Below are 14,724 nucleotides of genomic sequence, written 5' to 3' on the forward strand. Positions count from 1 at the left end.
CCTAACGCCATAAACCCACCCTATCTTTGTAACCCTCACCACCACTGCCTCTGAAAATATCGCTACAGTGGTAAAAAATAGAGGAATCTGACATGCGCGGTTGGCAGATGGTCATATCCGGAATACTCGCCCTAGCCTGCGGTTTTAGCACCGTAAGCTGCACCACGGCCATTGAAACAACACCCCGTATTACCTTCGAAGGCGACACACCTACCTGGGCAGATTCTGCTAGCTCGGTTATGGGTGAGTTAGAACAGTGGCGCGGCTTAAACTTTAAAGAAAACCTGCAGGTCACCTTTCAACCGCAAGACGATCCGGGCCTTAACGGCTGGTATAACTCTCAAACCAAGCAGCTCGTTGTGACTACCTCAGGTTCTGAAGAGCTGGGGCGTGGTGTCATGCTCCACGAGATGTTTCATGCCCTGCAAGATCAGCATTTTGATCTCTACAGCCTACGCCTTCAAACTCAAGACATCCCCGACTATGGCAAAGCCGTTAGCGCCGTCATAGAAGGCGAAGCCATGCTAGCCGTCAGTGAGCTAATGAACTACGATTTTCTCGCCCATGCTCAGTTGCCTCCTGAAGGCCCGATCAGCGACCAGCTCTTCGAGAATATATTTCTCTATGGTGCAGGCCTAAAATTTGTCCAAGCTGTCCGCGATCAGGGCGGTTGGGCAGCCGTAGATGCTGTTTTTGCCGAGCCACCTCAGGCAACAGCGCTAATTTTGAACCCAGAACGCTATTTAGCTGGAGAACGAACGGTTGAACCTATCGAGATTCCTCTTAATTCAGGAGAAACCCTAACAAGCGAGACCATGCGCGGCGAGTATGCCATTCGCTTAATGCTGGCCAGACAGCCCGAAACACGATCTCTTATGGAAAGTATGGACAACAGCTATGTGACAGATACTCTGGGAGTGATTAACAACAATGGCGATGTCATCCATCGCTGGGTTGTTGAACTGAGTCATTCGAGTGCTACCGAGTCATTGGCGGCGGGCTTTAAAACAGCCTTAGCAGAAGAACTAGCAGAAGAACCTCTAGTAGAGATAGATAACAACTCAATTATTGTTGAATGGTAGTCTGCAGCTAGCCCACAAAAACCTTTCAAACGTCTTTATCGAAGTAGGGGCAATAGAAGAGAAAATCTCCTAGCTATCTGGTGCTCAGCCTCTGGCTGAGCACCCCTTCGGGCTCCAGTCTCTATGGGTGTTTGCCCTATTACAGTGGCAGAGCCACGGTATTTCCCCCCAGACAGAGCCTGGGAGCGAGTAAGGGGATGCTGTCATGGCTACTGACAGTTATGATGATAAAGAGTAAGCTTACGTCTGATTGAGGCAACGCTGATGACGATCTCAACGGTTCCTCCAATCCCCAAAGAAAATCGACTGCTTTTCAAAGGCCTCACCTGGCGAGAATTCAAAGCAGTAGAGCAGCTCCTTGACCAACCAGGTTATCGTCTTTCCTTTCTAGATGGCATATTAGAGATACAGCAAATGCCTGGTGAGCCCCATGAAACTGTCAAAAAGCGAATTGCAGCACTATTAGAACTCTACTTATTGATGGCTGGGTTCGACTTTCAGCCAACTGGTTCTATGACATTAGAAAATGAAGCCGGTAGCGTTAAACGAGAAGCCGACGAATCATACAAACTGACCTCTAACAGCAGACGTCCAGATCTAGTTATTGAAATTGTTTTTTCTAGCGGTGGTATTGATAAACTAGAAGCTTACAAGCGACTCAAAATAGCTGAAGTCTGGTTATGGGAAGATGGAGTGCTAGAGCTTTATCATTTACAAAATAACAGTAATGAAGCCTGCTATGAGAAAATCAATCACAGTGAAGCTGTTTCAGGAATTGATTTAGAGGTATTTTGTCGATGTATTCTTATTGAGAATCATGTCGAGGCGCTCAAAACCTTTCAAGCGTCTTTATCGATGTAGGGACAATGGAAGAGAAAATCTCCTAGCTATCTGGTGCCCGGCCTCTAGCTAAGTAACCCCTCTGGGCTCCAGCTTCCTGCAGTAGTGCAGTGGCAGAGCCACAAACAACAGTATTTTGCTCCAGGCAGAGCCTGGGAGCGAGTTCTGCAGCAAAACTTACAATACTCGATATGCACCGGTCCCTGCATCAAATGCTAGCCCGCGCTCTGCTTTAGCTCCATTAAAGGCACGTTGAAACAGCTCTTTAATTCTCCCATTTTGCAAAGCGCTGTCGTCCGTAAAGTAATTATGGTGGGCCATCACATTAGCCGCATCGGTAAAGTCCAAATAGGCAGCATTTTGAGCCGTCAAATTCTTGGACCAATGGCCTAACCTTGCCTTTTGTTCATCGCCAGCCAGGGCCTTGGATGCTAGCAAAGCTGCATCATCTTCATTGATGGTGATAAACAGTCTGTTACGAAATCGAACTCGATCAACCCAGCTGGCATGGCCTTCATTATTGACATCTGCTGCCAGCATAACAATGTTGTCAAACAACAGAGTTTCTCCTTGGTAAATTGACGATGATAACAGCCGCTTAAAGAGATAGTTGCCCATACTATGCATCGCCAGGCTAAACTTACGCTTGCAGGCTTGCTCGGCATACTTTATAAAGTAGTCCGCTAACTTCTCAAAGCATCGATCTAAAGCACCAATGGATAAAGAAGCATCACGCTTATCATCTTGATAGCTGGTCAAACCTTCGACAGTGCCACCCCCGTTTGATGGCCATGTGAATAGAATGACCTCAAGGTTATATAGCTGTTCTATTTTGTAAGCACTCTCCAGGGCATCATTAAAGTCTGTATTAAACCCATGAACAAAAAAGAGCGCATTGGTTTGTCTTTGTCCCATGCGCTGCTGCGCTTGCAGAAATGCGGCTTCACTAGCCCACATTTCTTGTCCGTTAAATGTAGTGCGATCGTCTAGGATATTAACCTGCCATCGAGCACCAACCTTTTGTGCCTCCGCTAATCTCAGTTCATTGGGACCTTTCTGGTTAAACATTGGTCCAAATCGTTCTTCTGGTTGTGCGTCTGGCTGCAGATTTCGATTGGTTACTACATACATTAGGCAATCTCCCGAATGCTGAGGCTGATTCTATGCAGGTGGATCTCCACAAGCATCACACTGTTCTCCGGACGTGCCATTAGAGCGTAATAATCTGTATCCTGACAAAAAAACTGAAATTACGGGATGGTGGCGGGAAAAATGAGGGTAGTCTCTAATTTGGTCTAACTATAATAAGGACAGATATCAGTCACAATCACTGCCAACAAGTTTGACCAGTATCCTTGATGGGGATACTGGCCTTTGGTCAAAGTGTATTACGGTGATGCGGTAGAGTATTAACCGACCTTACAGATGCTGTCTCGTAGTGCGGCCAAGTCTGTGTAGCGATCGGCTAAATCAATTAACGTATCGCTGGTCATGGACTGTAAGCTTACTAGCTCTACCCTGACGCCTTGATAGCTGAGGGCGTCTACGGCATAGGTCAACTGTCCATCACCGCTGAGTAGCGTGATGGTATCGCAATGATCGGCCAGACGTAGCATATCCACTGCGATCTCCACATGTAGATTGGCTCGCCTTGTACCATCGGCAACTTGTGCTAGATCTTTGCTGATGACGCGATAGCCATTGCGATTGAGCCACAGCAAAAATCCTCGCTGTTTTTCATTTTTTGGATCGAAGCCTGTGTAAAAGTATGAGCGTAGTAGCTGCCGACCGCCAACTAGGGTCTTGAGCAGACGAACGTAGTCTACTTCAATCCCAAGGTAGGAGGCAGAATAAAATAAGTTTGCTCCATCAATCAAGACCGCCATGCGATCGCAACTATCGGGCACAGCATGTTCCGTATAGGGAGTAAATAATGTCCCTTCCATTGGTGACAGTCTGAGATCTCCTCCCGACATATGACCGTTAGAGCCATTAGACGATTGAGCAGGCCCGTTGTGTTCAATATTTTTTGCCATAAAAACGATCGCGGCTGGACTTCTGCACAGGGCAGACGAGTAGTTTGTCAGAACTTAACTTTTAGCTAGGTGCTATCACCCACCCTTTCAAGCTGAGGTTGAATGCACCACTAGTATTATCGAGGATAATATGGATTTTAATTATTTCTTAAGATTTTATAGATTAACCTGAACAGGCCTCAAATTCCGTTTACTGCCAAGGAGCCCTCCTGTTGAAACCATGCAACGATTTACTCAGCTCTTTCAGGCTGTGGATAGTACCACCTCCACCAATGAAAAGGTAACAGCTCTACAACGATACTTTCATGAGGAGACGGCTGCCAACTCAGTTTGGGCGCTATATCTGTTTCTGGGAAAAACCCGTAAACGCCTGATCACATCACGGATATTGCGGGACATTTTTTTGCAAGTTTCCGATATTCCTGAGTGGCTGTTTGAGGCCAGCTATGCCCATGTGGGTGATTCGGCGGAGACCATTGCCCTATTGCTAAGGGATACACCGCTGCCCAACCCTTGTAAAGATTTTCAGGATCAGCCCCTACACATTTGGCTAGAAACCTTGATTCCCCAGGTGAAAACCTATAGTGACGAGGAACAACAAGCATTGATCGTATCCTGGTGGGCCAGCCTGGAGGGATATGAAGTCTTTGTGCTCAACAAAATTTTGACCGGTGCGTTTCGAGTGGGGGTATCCACAAAGCTGGTGGTCAAAGCCCTGGCGGCTGAGTACGATATCCCTGTCGATGTGGTGACCCATCGGCTCATGGGGGACTTCACACCCTCCGTCGAGTTTTATCAACAGCTCATCCAGACCGATACAACCCAGGCTGCACCCAGTCGTCCCTATCCATTCTTTTTGGCCTCTCCCATTGATGTGGATAAATTTTCGCAAGCAACCATGGCTAATTGGCAAGCTGAATGGAAATGGGATGGCATTCGGGCTCAAATGATCCATCGGGCTCAGCAGCACTTTATTTGGTCGCGGGGGGAAGATTTGATTACCCATCAGTTTCCCGAGTTTGCAGAACCACTGCTGCAGCTGCCTGAGGGTACCGTACTCGATGGTGAAATTGTTTGCTGGGATGGTCACCAACCTTTGCACTTTAACCATTTGCAAAAGCGTCTGGGTCGTAAGCGTGTGGGGCCAAAACTCATGGCGGCAAATCCCGTGCATTTTCTGGCCTATGATCTTTTGGAACACCAGGGAGAAGATATCCGTGAGCGTCCCCTCCGCCAGCGTCGCCAGCTACTAATGGAGTTGCTTGATGCCAGCGAGGCAGGCTATATCAGCTATTCTCAACCCCTCACGTTTAAGACCTTTGAGCAACTGCAAGCATTGAGAAACCAATCCCGTGAGCATCAGGCGGAAGGGTTAATGCTAAAAGCGTTAGAAAGCCCCTATCTGGTAGGACGTAAGCGGGGGTTCTGGTGGAAATATAAGGTCGACCCCATGACCCTGGATGCGGTTTTAATCTACGCCCAGGCCGGCAGTGGCAAACGGGCTAATCTCTTCACAGACTATACATTTGCGCTCTGGCGCGGCGAACAACTAGTCCCCTTTGCGAAAGCCTACTCAGGATTGGATAACCAAGAAATTGCTACCCTGGATAAGTGGATTCGCCGCCATACCCGTGAGCGTTTTGGCCCCGTCAGATCCGTTGAACCCACCCATGTGTTTGAAATTGGGTTTGAAGGGATTGCCCAGTCCAATCGTCACAAGTCGGGGATTTCCGTGCGCTTCCCTCGGATTTTACGCTGGCGGCACGATAAATCGATTACAGAAGCAGACTCTTTGGATGCGGCCTTGGCACTGCTCAAAGCGAACATCCATACGCCTTTGACCGCAGACGAATCGCCTAAATGAAGCAGTCCTTGGGCTTTTTAATGCTCTCTTTTAGAGGGGAATCTGTAGCGTTGTAACAGCTATCTTTAAACTCATAACAGCTTTCCGCTAGGATGCCCATAAGCAGTTAGGACACATTAAGGCAGAGCTGAAGTCACCGACAACTCATTGCAGAAACAATTCATCTTAGATAGAGCTGCCTACCCACGCAGATCAAAATCCATTTTTACGGCATTGACAGCTATGAGCAATTCCTATGACAACCCAGTCAATTCTGCAGACCGTAACCATCCATCGGATACTGCTCAAATCGAGGAGATTTTAGAGAAAAATGAAGTCACTCAGCTGGTTGATCAGCTGATCAAGGCAAAGCGCATTACCTACACTCAATATCAATCATTATCCAAGCTGGTGTTGGCTGATGGCACCGTTGATGAACAAGAGCGTCGCCAAATCAATCGGCTGTTTGATGCAATTCAAGCAGGTGCGATTCGTATTGTCGAGTGATGTTGGCTTTGGATGATAAATATCTGCGATAGCAAAGACCCATGGTGCTGGAATCGTAGATCGGTGTTGGATGCGATCGCTAGCCAAAAATAACGGTATCCGAGTCTTGTTGAAAGATATGCTCGTAGTTAAACTGCAGCGCATTTTGATGACGCATGACGATTGACCCAAGCTGACTAATTTGCTTCGGAGAAAAGCTAGCCATAATCAGGGCTCTAGTCTGGCTGATCTTTAGCTGAGGAACACGAATAAAGTAATCACGGCGGGCAAAAAAGCGATGCTCATCTTTAGGAACAATTACGCCGTTGAGACGATGGGCCTGCTGCACCGGGCGAATGTAGAGATTGAAAAAGTCTTCCTGATGGGGCTGTAAGGTATAGAACCGCTCATGTTGCTGCCAGCTCATCCCAAACAGTAATATCAGCAGCTCAAACCCAAGAATATACATAATCGCACGGCTATGTTCCTGGCCATCCATCATTAACCGAATAGCCGATTCCAAATATGCTTTATCGCGATGCTGACGCGCCTGGGCCGCATGCAGATAGTACTGACGAATGTAGCGCCGCAGAACTTTCTCCGTCAGCTGGGTTTTAATGTGAAAACGGCGGAGATGATGATAAATTCGCTGCTGTGTATCCTGGTCGTGGATAATGCGCGAAATTACACCGTCAGCAGTGTACTCATCTAAAAAGCGTACCTGTTCCTCTAGGGAAGTGGCACACATCACATGGCAGAGAGACAGTACATAGCGACGCTGTACCCAGGGTAAACCTAACAACCACTGTTGGGCTTCTGAGGGGAGCGCTGCAATTACCTGTTGTTTATTTTTTTGTTCTGGGGAGTCATTAATCGCAGACATGCGACCTGTGATTTACCGGTTTTCATCGCAAAGCGCACTGAATTTTCAGGAAATCTGGCCTGAATAACTATGTTCAGGGCTACAGATAATTAAGCAGACGATCAGGAAGGTTTGGTGTTCCTGATCACGGCCAAATTGAGACCTGTGAGCTAATTACACAAAAGCTGATGGTCTCCCTAGCGATCGCTATAGCGTTCTTCAGCCCAAGGTTCACCGCGTCTGTGATAGCCATTACGTTCCCAAAAGCCGAGCACAGGTTCGGCAAAAAATTCCAATCCGCTGAGCCACTTCGCACTTTTCCAGGCATAGAGATGGGGGACTACCAAGCGTAGAGGTCCGCCATGGTCTGCAGGTAATGGCTGACCTTCTAAGGTATGGGCTAGGAAGTTTTCAGGGCGAGCAAAATCTTCCATGGCTAAATTTGTGGTGTAGCTACCGTAGCAATGGGCCATCACATGGGCGGCCTGAGCATCGACATCAACCGTAGCGAGTAGATCAGTAATCTTGACGCCAGTCCAGGTCACGTCTAGCTTGGACCAGGTGGTGACACAGTGAAAATCCGCTGTGAACTGATGCTGGGGCAGTGCCATCAAATCATCCCAGCTCAAGGTTTTAGCGGTTACCAACCCTGATAGCTGCAGTTGCCAGTCTGCCTGGGTCACCTCTGGGGTGGGACCATAGGTTAAGACGGGAAACCCTTTGGCTAAATGCTGTCCGGGAGGTACACGATCAGCCAGGTCAGAACTCGGTTTTTCAAAGAACTTCATAGGGTTAATTGCCTGAGGACTTTAGCTAGCAGCAAGCGGATCTTCTCCAGTGGAGAGTTGCTAGCTAACTTTATTGTATGGCTGGATGGCCGGCTTAGATTTCGGCATTTGTTAGAGCGTGAATGTGGGATTACTGGCCAACCTGGCCACTGCCACAACCTGTTCTCTGGCAGAAGATTTTTTGGGCTAGATCTAAAATGGAACTAGAGGTGTTTTCCCTAAATTGTGTAACCCACATCGAGGCCACTATGAGACGACAGCAATGGCTGAGGCTAGGAATTATAGGGACGCTGTGTGCGATCGCATTGCCCCTGGCAGTTCCCCCGCTGGCCCAGGCTGGCCAAATTATTATCCGCACCTACCCCCACGGACATCATCGCTATCCCATCTATGAGCGCCGTCGCCCTGTAAGAGAACAGGTAACCGTGGAGTTTATTGCCCTCGGTGACGAGTGGGCTAATGTGTACGTTGACGGTCGCCGCATCATGTCGGCCCATAATACCAATCGCCGTAAACGGTTTACCTTTCGAGAAGGTGCCTACGAGTTGAAAATTACTGGTATCGATTATTTTGATATTTGGGCAGAAGGGTATTTGGATGTGGGTCGTGATGACACCAATATCATTGTCGTTAGATTTTCAGAGCGAGGCGTCAGAGTTTCAGGCGACCCTTATGCCTGGATTCCCCTAGAGACCGGGCGACGGTCCTCAAGACGGTAGGGGTATATCAGACAAACATGTTAAAAAATTAAGGTTTCAGACAGTAGACAGTGATAGTTCGCTACTGGGCTGGAATCAGCTTGAGGATAGGTCTCAATCAACGATCAGGCCATCAGCCTGGTGTGGCCAATATCTGCTAGAGAAAAGTTCAAAAACTACACCTGAATCTTTCCGGAATCTGACATTAGGTGGATGATGGTACCTGGTATCACAGCAAAGGTCAGATCATGCCAAGGAGTATCTATCAACTAAATCAGGGTTACCATGACATCAAAAACATGGCTAAAGCTAGGGCTAGCAATACTTATTAGTAGTGGAGTTGCGCCTGCTTTAATTAATCACTTTGCTTACCCGGCAACAGCGGAAACTATCATCAACTATCCTTCAAACTCAAGCACTCAAGACCCGGACCACGAGGAAGAACACCACGATCGAGTTGACCGCAAAGTTACCCTGGAAATTGTTGCTCGGGGTGACGAATGGGCTGACGTCTATATTGACAACCGTCGCTTATTTTCGCCTCGTAGCCTGACTCGCCGGAGAACTTTTCAGTTGGAAACCGGAACCTACAACATCCGGGTGCATAGTGCTAGTAATTTCTTTGATCACTGGGTCGATGGCTATCTAGAAATTAGCGATGCTAAAGAAGCTTCCAGTACTGTTGTCTTCAGCTTTTCAGAAACTGGGCAGGTGCGCGTATCTGGGCGGTATCATACCTGGAGATCCACCTTAGACCCAGACTAAAAACTTTAGTGACAACCAATCCCTACGGATGGCTGACAAAATCGCTGCAGACATTGCGGCGAGCCAACTGGCACCGTCAGGTTCAGACGATTGACGGTAAAGGCGGCGCTACCATCAGCGTTGATGGTCGTGTGTGTCGCAACTTTGCTAGCAACAATTATTTGGGACTGGCGGGCGATCCACGATTGGCAGCAGCGGCAACGGCTGCGATCGCAACCTATGGTACCGGTAGCACGGGCTCTCGGCTCCTCAGCGGTCATCGCCCCATCCACCGCAAGCTAGAACAGGCCATTGCCCAACTCAAAGGCACAGAGGATGCCATTGTTTTTAGCTCTGGATATTTAGCCAACTTAGGTACCCTGGCAGCGCTGGTGGATCATCGCGATCTAATCGTGGCCGACCAGTACAATCACTCCAGCTTACAAATGGGTGCTCGCCTCAGTGGAGCCACTGTTGTCATATACGACCACAACAATTTAGACCAGCTGCAGCACCATCTGGCAGAACAACGCTCTCAGTATCGTCGCTGCATGATTGTTACCGACAGCGTCTTTAGTATGGATGGCGACCTGTGTCCGCTACCAGAGATTTTGGCCATTGCTAACCAGTGGGACGCCATGGTGATGGTGGATGAGGCCCACGGCACCGGCGTTCTCGGTGAAACTGGCGGTGGGGCGGTGGAATACTTGGGCTGTCGCCAGCAGACCATGGTGCAAGCAGGTACTCTGAGTAAGGCCCTGGGTAGCCTGGGTGGCTATGTTACTGGCTCAGCCGAGCTGATCGACTTTTTACGCAACCGCACCGCCACCTGGATTTATACCACAGGTCTCTCCCCTGCTGATGCTGCCGCCGCGAAAGCTGCGATCGCGATTCTTTCCGAAGAACCCGAGCGACTGACCCAGCTCAACAAAAATGCTACCTATCTGAGGCAGCGTCTGGACAAGTTGCCCAATATTCACCTGCTGCCCTCTGAGTCTCCCATTGTCTGTATCCAAGTCAAAGATGCCGCCACCGTGCTTGCCCTGGGGCAACATCTCAAGCAGCAAGGGATTTTTGCCTCAGCAGTCCGCCCACCAACGGTGCCCACCAGTCGTCTACGGATGACGGTCATGGCCACCCACACCCAGGAAGATATTGAGCGGCTGGTGATGGCAATTGCGTCGTTTACTCCAAATCCTCTGGCATTACCCACTTCCTAGGTTCCGTTGCCCGAGCCATAATCTTCTTACGTACGGCCTCTTCGGCAATTTCTAACATTTTGTCGAGGGACGTGTTTTCAATAAACGTAGATGCCTGCTGAATGTAGGCTTCATTGGGACAGGCATCACCTTTAATGCAGCCATTGACGCATTCAACGGCACAATTCACGCTAGTGTTCTCGGTCGTCATGGGATTATTTTAAATAGCTCTTCTCTTCATACAAAATTCTAGATAACTTTGCCCATGATTTCACAGTCCGATGCACTCCATGATCTGTCCCCTGGTGAAAATCATCGCACTCTGATGCGTCGCTGTCTGGAGCTGGCAGCCAAAGGTGCAGGCCGGACAGCGCCTAACCCCATGGTGGGAGCGGTTGTTGTCAAGGGTGGCAAAATTGTTGGTGAGGGGTTTCATCCCCAGGCTGGTCAGCCCCATGCTGAGGTGTTTGCGCTGCAAGCCGCCGGGGATGCTGCCCAGGGAGCCACACTCTATGTGAATTTAGAACCCTGCAACCATACGGGACGTACTCCTCCCTGCACCGAGGCTGTTTTGCAAGCAGGCATTGCTACGGTGGTGATTGGGATGACAGACCCTAACCCCAAGGCCAGCGGTGGCATCGAACGGTTACGCTCGGCTGGAGTCGAGGTGATTGCTAATGTAGAAACAGCGGCCTGTGAGCGCCTCAATGAAGCGTTCATCCATCGGATTCGCCATCGTCAACCCTTTAGCATTTTGAAATATGCCATGACCTTAGATGGCAAAATCGCCACGGATACTGGCCATAGTGCCTGGGTTACTAGTCCAGAATCACGACGGCGGGTGCATCAGCTCCGGGGACAGTGTGATGCAGTCATTGTGGGAGGTAATACAGTCCGTCAGGATAATCCTCGGTTGACTAGTCACGGGGTGTGCGATCGCAATCCCCTACGAGTTGTCATGAGCCGACATTTAGAGCTGCCAGCCACAGCCCACCTCTGGCAAACCGACATCGCCCCTACCTTAGTTTTTACCGAAGTCGACCAGCCACAGGCCCAAACCCTATTGCCAAAGCAGGTGGAGGTCATTTCTGTCAACGCGCTGACCCCCGCCATCGTATTAGACCAGCTGTACGAACGTGGTCTGTCTACAGTGCTATGGGAGTGTGGCGGCACCCTCAGCGCCGTGGCCCTGGGCCAGGGTGTGATTCAAAAGCTATGGGCCTTTATTGCCCCCAAACTGATTGGTGGTCAACAAGCACCTACTCCCATCGGTGACATGGGCTTAAAAAATATGTCCGACGCCCTGAGCTTGCACGACACCGTCCTCGATAAGGTTGGACCAGACTGGCTGATCCAGGGATATTTGCCAGCTGCATAAACCCAGAGCGGTTATGCCACTGTGGTCAGCAAAACTCAGGGCAGAAACACTCAGCTATCCACCAGACCGGCTTCTTCAGCGGCAAAGCTATTGTCTAACTGATAGCGACGCATGAGTAAATTCAGCGCTCGCATAAACTCATCACGGTTACGCAGTACATCAAAGCGCTGAACTACCTGCCCTTGATCAAGAAAAAGCAGTGTAGGTAAGGTTTGCAGTCGATAAAGGTTTGCCAACTTTAGATTTTCATCAGCATTGACGTTAAAGACATTTACCTGTCCCGACCAGTCTTGCTGAAATCGACTAAGCATAGGTGTTACCCGACGACATAACCCGCACCAGGGAGCCCAAAAATGCACGAGAACCGGCACAGGAGAAGCTAGCACAACGCTTTCGAAATTATCTTCAGAAATTGTCATTGACACTTAATTATTGTCAGTATTGATAAAAGTCTTTTAGTACTTTCAATCTTATTAAGGAAAGCCGAATACCGAAAGGGCATCTTGTTGCTATTGTGAACCTTTCCTCACAAAAAAGACAGCTTATCAACAAGAAAAATTTTGCAGATGTCAGTTACTACTCATCTACGGACAGGAAATAACGCTCAGAATTGGCCCCAACCCTGAAAACCCTTCTACAGATAGAGTTATTGGACCACTAATGGTCATTTTTGTACAGAGCTTGTTTATGAGTAAATCTTAAGAAAATCTAAAAAACATCGATTATTGCTAGAAATTTACGTTGATGTTTCATGCCCAAAATCCACCGACGATTTTGTTGTCATCGTTGTGTAAAAGCTAGCGCAAGTGCCGTTCACAAAATCACCAACCGATTACACTCCGTTTTGCATGTCCTGTTCAATGGCGTCCAGGGTTTTGACAACTAGACGTTTTGCCTCTAGTTTCCATCCCCACGATTGAATACCAAAGGCAAGATAAAAACCAATGCCCGTAGCCATGAAGTCTAAGGGCTGCTGCATAGATACTCCCAGTAATAGGCCCAAACCGCCAATGCCCCAAAAGGGTAGTGCTACCATCTGCCGGTCACGTTCGACAATTTTGGCAAAAATATTTTTAGGTATATCCGCCAGTAGCTGTTCTCTTACCGCTTTTTGCTGTGGATAGGGTACGGTCAGCCCCACCTTGGGCCGCAGCTTTTCGATTTTTCGCGCTTCTGTGCTGTACTGAGTAAGCTCGTCCTCGGCCATGGTAATGAGCTTTTCGATGGAATCCATAAAAACGCTGAATTAACTGTAGAGCATACTTTTGAAGAACTGGGTAGAGTCTGCAAAACTGGCAAAAGTATGTTTGATTGTGCAATATTAACGTTTACTTAAGCATTATTAACTTAAGTCAGTAGTGTAACTCTCTGCAATGAGCTGGAGCGCTTCACAGTCTATGGTTTCTGCTATCCCAGCATCTGATCAAAGTTTTTTGCCTCGTTTCTATCGACTATCCATTGTGGGCATGTTTTCCAACATGATGGTGCCGCTAGCGGGGTTGTGTGATACGGCATTTTTAGGGCATTTGTCCGATATTCACTACCTGGCCGGGGTGATCTTGGGCAGCATTTTATTTGACTATCTCTATCGAATTCTCAAGTTTTTGCGCAACAGTACTAATGCTCTGACCGCCCAGGCTGTGGGAAAAGATGATGCTGTTGATGTCTTGGTGGCTGTTTTACGCTGTGGGGTGGTAGCCCTTGCGATCGCAATCATCATCTTGTTGCTGCAATACCCCATTCACCAGCTCGGCTTCACTATTCTGGCTGGAGCCCCTGAAACCGAGCAGGCTGGTCTGGCTTACTTTAATGCCCGTATTTGGGGTGCCCCGGCAGTATTGCTCAACTTTGTGCTGATTGGCTGGTTTTTAGGGCGGGAAAAAAATGGCATTGTGTTTCTAATTTCTCTGATGGCCAATGGCTCTAATGTGCTGCTGGACTATTTGATGATCAACCGCTGGGGCTGGGAGAGTGCAGGCGCTGGCTTAGCCACCGCCCTTAGCCAATATTTGGGACTGCTGGTGGGGATTGTTGCAATTGCGCTAACCATCGACTGGGCCTGCATGGGTAAAGCTATGGCCCAGGTGCTCGATCGTCAGGCTTTGGGGTCCACCCTCATTCTCAAAGGCAATATCCTGGTCAGATTTCTAGCGTTGATTTCCGCCTATTCCATCTTTACCAACCTCAGCGCCACCTTTGGCACCGTCTCCCTGGCGGAAAATGGATTACTACTGCAGATTGCACTGCTCAGCCAGTTTACGGTACAGGGGGTAGGAATGACGGCACAGACCTTAATAGGCAACTTTAAAGGGCAAGGGCGCATAGAAGACTGTTTACCTGTGCTAAAAACTGCTATCGTCACCAGCCTGGTAATTGCCCTGGGGTTTGCCCTAGCCGCCGTGGTCTTTCCGGAGACCGTATTTACCCTGCTCACTAGCCATATGGAGGTGAGTCAGGCCATGGGCAGCTATGCCGCCTGGCTAGTACCCCTGCTTAGCATTACATCCGTGGCCTTTATGCTGGAGGGCTACTTTATCGGTCTTAAGGAAGGAGCCGTGCTCCGTAATGGTGCTCTCCTCAGCTTTGGCATCGGGTTTATGCCCCTGGCGGTGTTGGCGATGTATCTGCACAACAGCTATCTGCTATGGACAGCACTAACCGCTTACATGACAGTACTCATGCTGTTTTTGGTCTATAAACTCGTTAAGATGCCACTAGTCGGGTCCACCGCGATATCTTCATAAAAACGGAGAAGACGGAGAGCAATC

The 14,724-nt window shown here is 48.8% G+C and carries 16 protein-coding genes; 9 read left to right on the plus strand and 7 right to left on the minus strand.

The annotated features are described in order from the left end of the window. Positions 1–92: 92 nt before the first annotated feature. Complete coding sequence (locus tag N836_RS66050) at positions 93–1,082, plus strand: hypothetical protein (protein WP_023075759.1); 990 nt, start codon at positions 93–95, stop codon at positions 1,080–1,082. A gap of 264 nt (positions 1,083–1,346) precedes the next feature. Next, entirely contained in the window at positions 1,347–1,943 is a 597-nt protein-coding gene (locus N836_RS66055) for a Uma2 family endonuclease (protein WP_023075760.1), read from the plus strand. A 156-nt stretch (positions 1,944–2,099) separates the two neighbouring features. Here N836_RS66055 and N836_RS66060 read toward each other — a convergent pair whose 3' ends face one another. After that, positions 2,100–3,053, minus strand: coding sequence for an alpha/beta hydrolase (locus N836_RS66060; protein ID WP_023075761.1), 954 nt, complete (start codon positions 3,051–3,053; stop codon positions 2,100–2,102). Positions 3,054–3,331: 278 nt separating this feature from the next. After that, on the minus strand, positions 3,332–3,958 hold the full coding sequence (locus N836_RS66065; protein WP_023075762.1) for a LabA-like NYN domain-containing protein: 627 nt from the start codon (positions 3,956–3,958) through the stop codon (positions 3,332–3,334). 220 nt (positions 3,959–4,178) lie between these two features. Here N836_RS66065 and N836_RS66070 point away from each other — a divergent pair, with 220 nt between their 5' ends. Together N836_RS66070 and N836_RS0139340 are read left to right on the plus strand one after the other, a co-directional pair. Next, on the plus strand, positions 4,179–5,822 hold the full coding sequence (locus tag N836_RS66070) for an ATP-dependent DNA ligase (RefSeq protein WP_023075763.1): 1,644 nt from the start codon (positions 4,179–4,181) through the stop codon (positions 5,820–5,822). Between the two features lie 222 nt (positions 5,823–6,044). Next, positions 6,045–6,308, plus strand: a complete 264-nt coding sequence (locus N836_RS0139340; protein WP_023075764.1) for a hypothetical protein — start codon at positions 6,045–6,047, stop codon at positions 6,306–6,308. A gap of 79 nt (positions 6,309–6,387) precedes the next feature. On the opposite strand, the gene N836_RS66075 is transcribed toward N836_RS0139340, so the two are convergent. Both N836_RS66075 and N836_RS66080 read right to left on the minus strand, forming a co-directional pair. Next, a complete protein-coding gene (locus tag N836_RS66075) occupies positions 6,388–7,170 on the minus strand; it encodes a hypothetical protein (RefSeq protein WP_023075765.1) in 783 nt (260 codons plus the stop codon). A 176-nt stretch (positions 7,171–7,346) separates the two neighbouring features. Beyond that, positions 7,347–7,937 carry a sulfite oxidase-like oxidoreductase gene (locus N836_RS66080; protein ID WP_023075766.1) on the minus strand — a complete coding sequence of 197 codons (591 nt, stop codon included), beginning with the start codon at positions 7,935–7,937 and terminating at the stop codon, positions 7,347–7,349. A 248-nt stretch (positions 7,938–8,185) separates the two neighbouring features. Here N836_RS66080 and N836_RS66085 point away from each other — a divergent pair, with 248 nt between their 5' ends. The 3 genes from N836_RS66085 (at position 8,186) to bioF (ending at position 10,599) form a co-directional block, all read left to right on the plus strand. Beyond that, complete coding sequence (locus tag N836_RS66085; RefSeq protein WP_152532263.1) at positions 8,186–8,656, plus strand: hypothetical protein; 471 nt, start codon at positions 8,186–8,188, stop codon at positions 8,654–8,656. A gap of 264 nt (positions 8,657–8,920) precedes the next feature. After that, positions 8,921–9,400: a hypothetical protein gene (locus N836_RS66090; protein WP_023075768.1), complete on the plus strand. Its 480-nt coding sequence runs from the start codon at positions 8,921–8,923 to the stop codon at positions 9,398–9,400. A gap of 8 nt (positions 9,401–9,408) precedes the next feature. Then, the gene (gene bioF, locus N836_RS66095) at positions 9,409–10,599 is read left to right on the plus strand and encodes an 8-amino-7-oxononanoate synthase (RefSeq protein ID WP_023075769.1); all 1,191 of its coding nucleotides are present in this window, start codon (positions 9,409–9,411) and stop codon (positions 10,597–10,599) included. Here the strand turns inward: bioF and N836_RS74930 are convergent. Then, positions 10,565–10,789, minus strand: coding sequence for a hypothetical protein (locus N836_RS74930; RefSeq protein ID WP_071789093.1), 225 nt, complete (start codon positions 10,787–10,789; stop codon positions 10,565–10,567). The two genes, bioF and N836_RS74930, sit on opposite strands and share 35 nt — an antisense overlap. 54 nt (positions 10,790–10,843) lie before the next feature. Here N836_RS74930 and ribD point away from each other — a divergent pair, with 54 nt between their 5' ends. Then, positions 10,844–11,956 (plus strand): bifunctional diaminohydroxyphosphoribosylaminopyrimidine deaminase/5-amino-6-(5-phosphoribosylamino)uracil reductase RibD, encoded by a 1,113-nt coding sequence (gene ribD / locus N836_RS66100; RefSeq protein WP_023075770.1) that lies wholly within the window; start codon positions 10,844–10,846, stop codon positions 11,954–11,956. 50 nt (positions 11,957–12,006) lie between these two features. Here the strand turns inward: ribD and N836_RS66105 are convergent, their stop codons facing one another. Further along, a complete protein-coding gene (locus N836_RS66105) occupies positions 12,007–12,375 on the minus strand; it encodes a thioredoxin family protein (protein WP_023075771.1) in 369 nt (122 codons plus the stop codon). 413 nt (positions 12,376–12,788) lie between these two features. Further along, positions 12,789–13,190: a hypothetical protein gene (locus N836_RS66110; protein ID WP_023075772.1), complete on the minus strand. Its 402-nt coding sequence runs from the start codon at positions 13,188–13,190 to the stop codon at positions 12,789–12,791. Positions 13,191–13,353: 163 nt separating this feature from the next. Between N836_RS66110 and gntT the strand changes: the two genes are divergently transcribed. Further along, positions 13,354–14,700 carry a guanitoxin biosynthesis MATE family efflux transporter GntT gene (gene gntT, locus N836_RS66115; RefSeq protein WP_023075773.1) on the plus strand — a complete coding sequence of 449 codons (1,347 nt, stop codon included), beginning with the start codon at positions 13,354–13,356 and terminating at the stop codon, positions 14,698–14,700. Positions 14,701–14,724: the final 24 nt, after the last annotated feature.

Origin of the sequence: Leptolyngbya sp. Heron Island J, assembly GCF_000482245.1 — a bacterium.
Taxonomy (GTDB): Bacteria; Cyanobacteriota; Cyanobacteriia; order Phormidesmidales; family Phormidesmidaceae; genus Leptothoe.

What these genes read in the sequence shown, in the direction of transcription:
- N836_RS66050 (WP_023075759.1), top strand. Translation starts at nt 93, where the DNA reads ATGCGCGGTTGGCAGATGGTCATATCCGGAATACTCGCCCTAGCCTGC.
- N836_RS66055 (WP_023075760.1), top strand. Translation starts at nt 1,347, where the DNA reads ATGACGATCTCAACGGTTCCTCCAATCCCCAAAGAAAATCGACTGCTT.
- N836_RS66060 (WP_023075761.1), bottom strand. Translation starts at nt 3,053, where the DNA reads ATGTATGTAGTAACCAATCGAAATCTGCAGCCAGACGCACAACCAGAA.
- N836_RS66065 (WP_023075762.1), bottom strand. Translation starts at nt 3,958, where the DNA reads ATGGCAAAAAATATTGAACACAACGGGCCTGCTCAATCGTCTAATGGC.
- N836_RS66070 (WP_023075763.1), top strand. Translation starts at nt 4,179, where the DNA reads ATGCAACGATTTACTCAGCTCTTTCAGGCTGTGGATAGTACCACCTCC.
- N836_RS0139340 (WP_023075764.1), top strand. Translation starts at nt 6,045, where the DNA reads ATGAGCAATTCCTATGACAACCCAGTCAATTCTGCAGACCGTAACCAT.
- N836_RS66075 (WP_023075765.1), bottom strand. Translation starts at nt 7,170, where the DNA reads ATGTCTGCGATTAATGACTCCCCAGAACAAAAAAATAAACAACAGGTA.
- N836_RS66080 (WP_023075766.1), bottom strand. Translation starts at nt 7,937, where the DNA reads ATGAAGTTCTTTGAAAAACCGAGTTCTGACCTGGCTGATCGTGTACCT.
- N836_RS66085 (WP_152532263.1), top strand. Translation starts at nt 8,186, where the DNA reads ATGAGACGACAGCAATGGCTGAGGCTAGGAATTATAGGGACGCTGTGT.
- N836_RS66090 (WP_023075768.1), top strand. Translation starts at nt 8,921, where the DNA reads ATGACATCAAAAACATGGCTAAAGCTAGGGCTAGCAATACTTATTAGT.
- N836_RS74930 (WP_071789093.1), bottom strand. Translation starts at nt 10,789, where the DNA reads ATGACGACCGAGAACACTAGCGTGAATTGTGCCGTTGAATGCGTCAAT.
- ribD (WP_023075770.1), top strand. Translation starts at nt 10,844, where the DNA reads ATGATTTCACAGTCCGATGCACTCCATGATCTGTCCCCTGGTGAAAAT.
- N836_RS66105 (WP_023075771.1), bottom strand. Translation starts at nt 12,375, where the DNA reads ATGACAATTTCTGAAGATAATTTCGAAAGCGTTGTGCTAGCTTCTCCT.
- N836_RS66110 (WP_023075772.1), bottom strand. Translation starts at nt 13,190, where the DNA reads ATGGATTCCATCGAAAAGCTCATTACCATGGCCGAGGACGAGCTTACT.
- gntT (WP_023075773.1), top strand. Translation starts at nt 13,354, where the DNA reads ATGGTTTCTGCTATCCCAGCATCTGATCAAAGTTTTTTGCCTCGTTTC.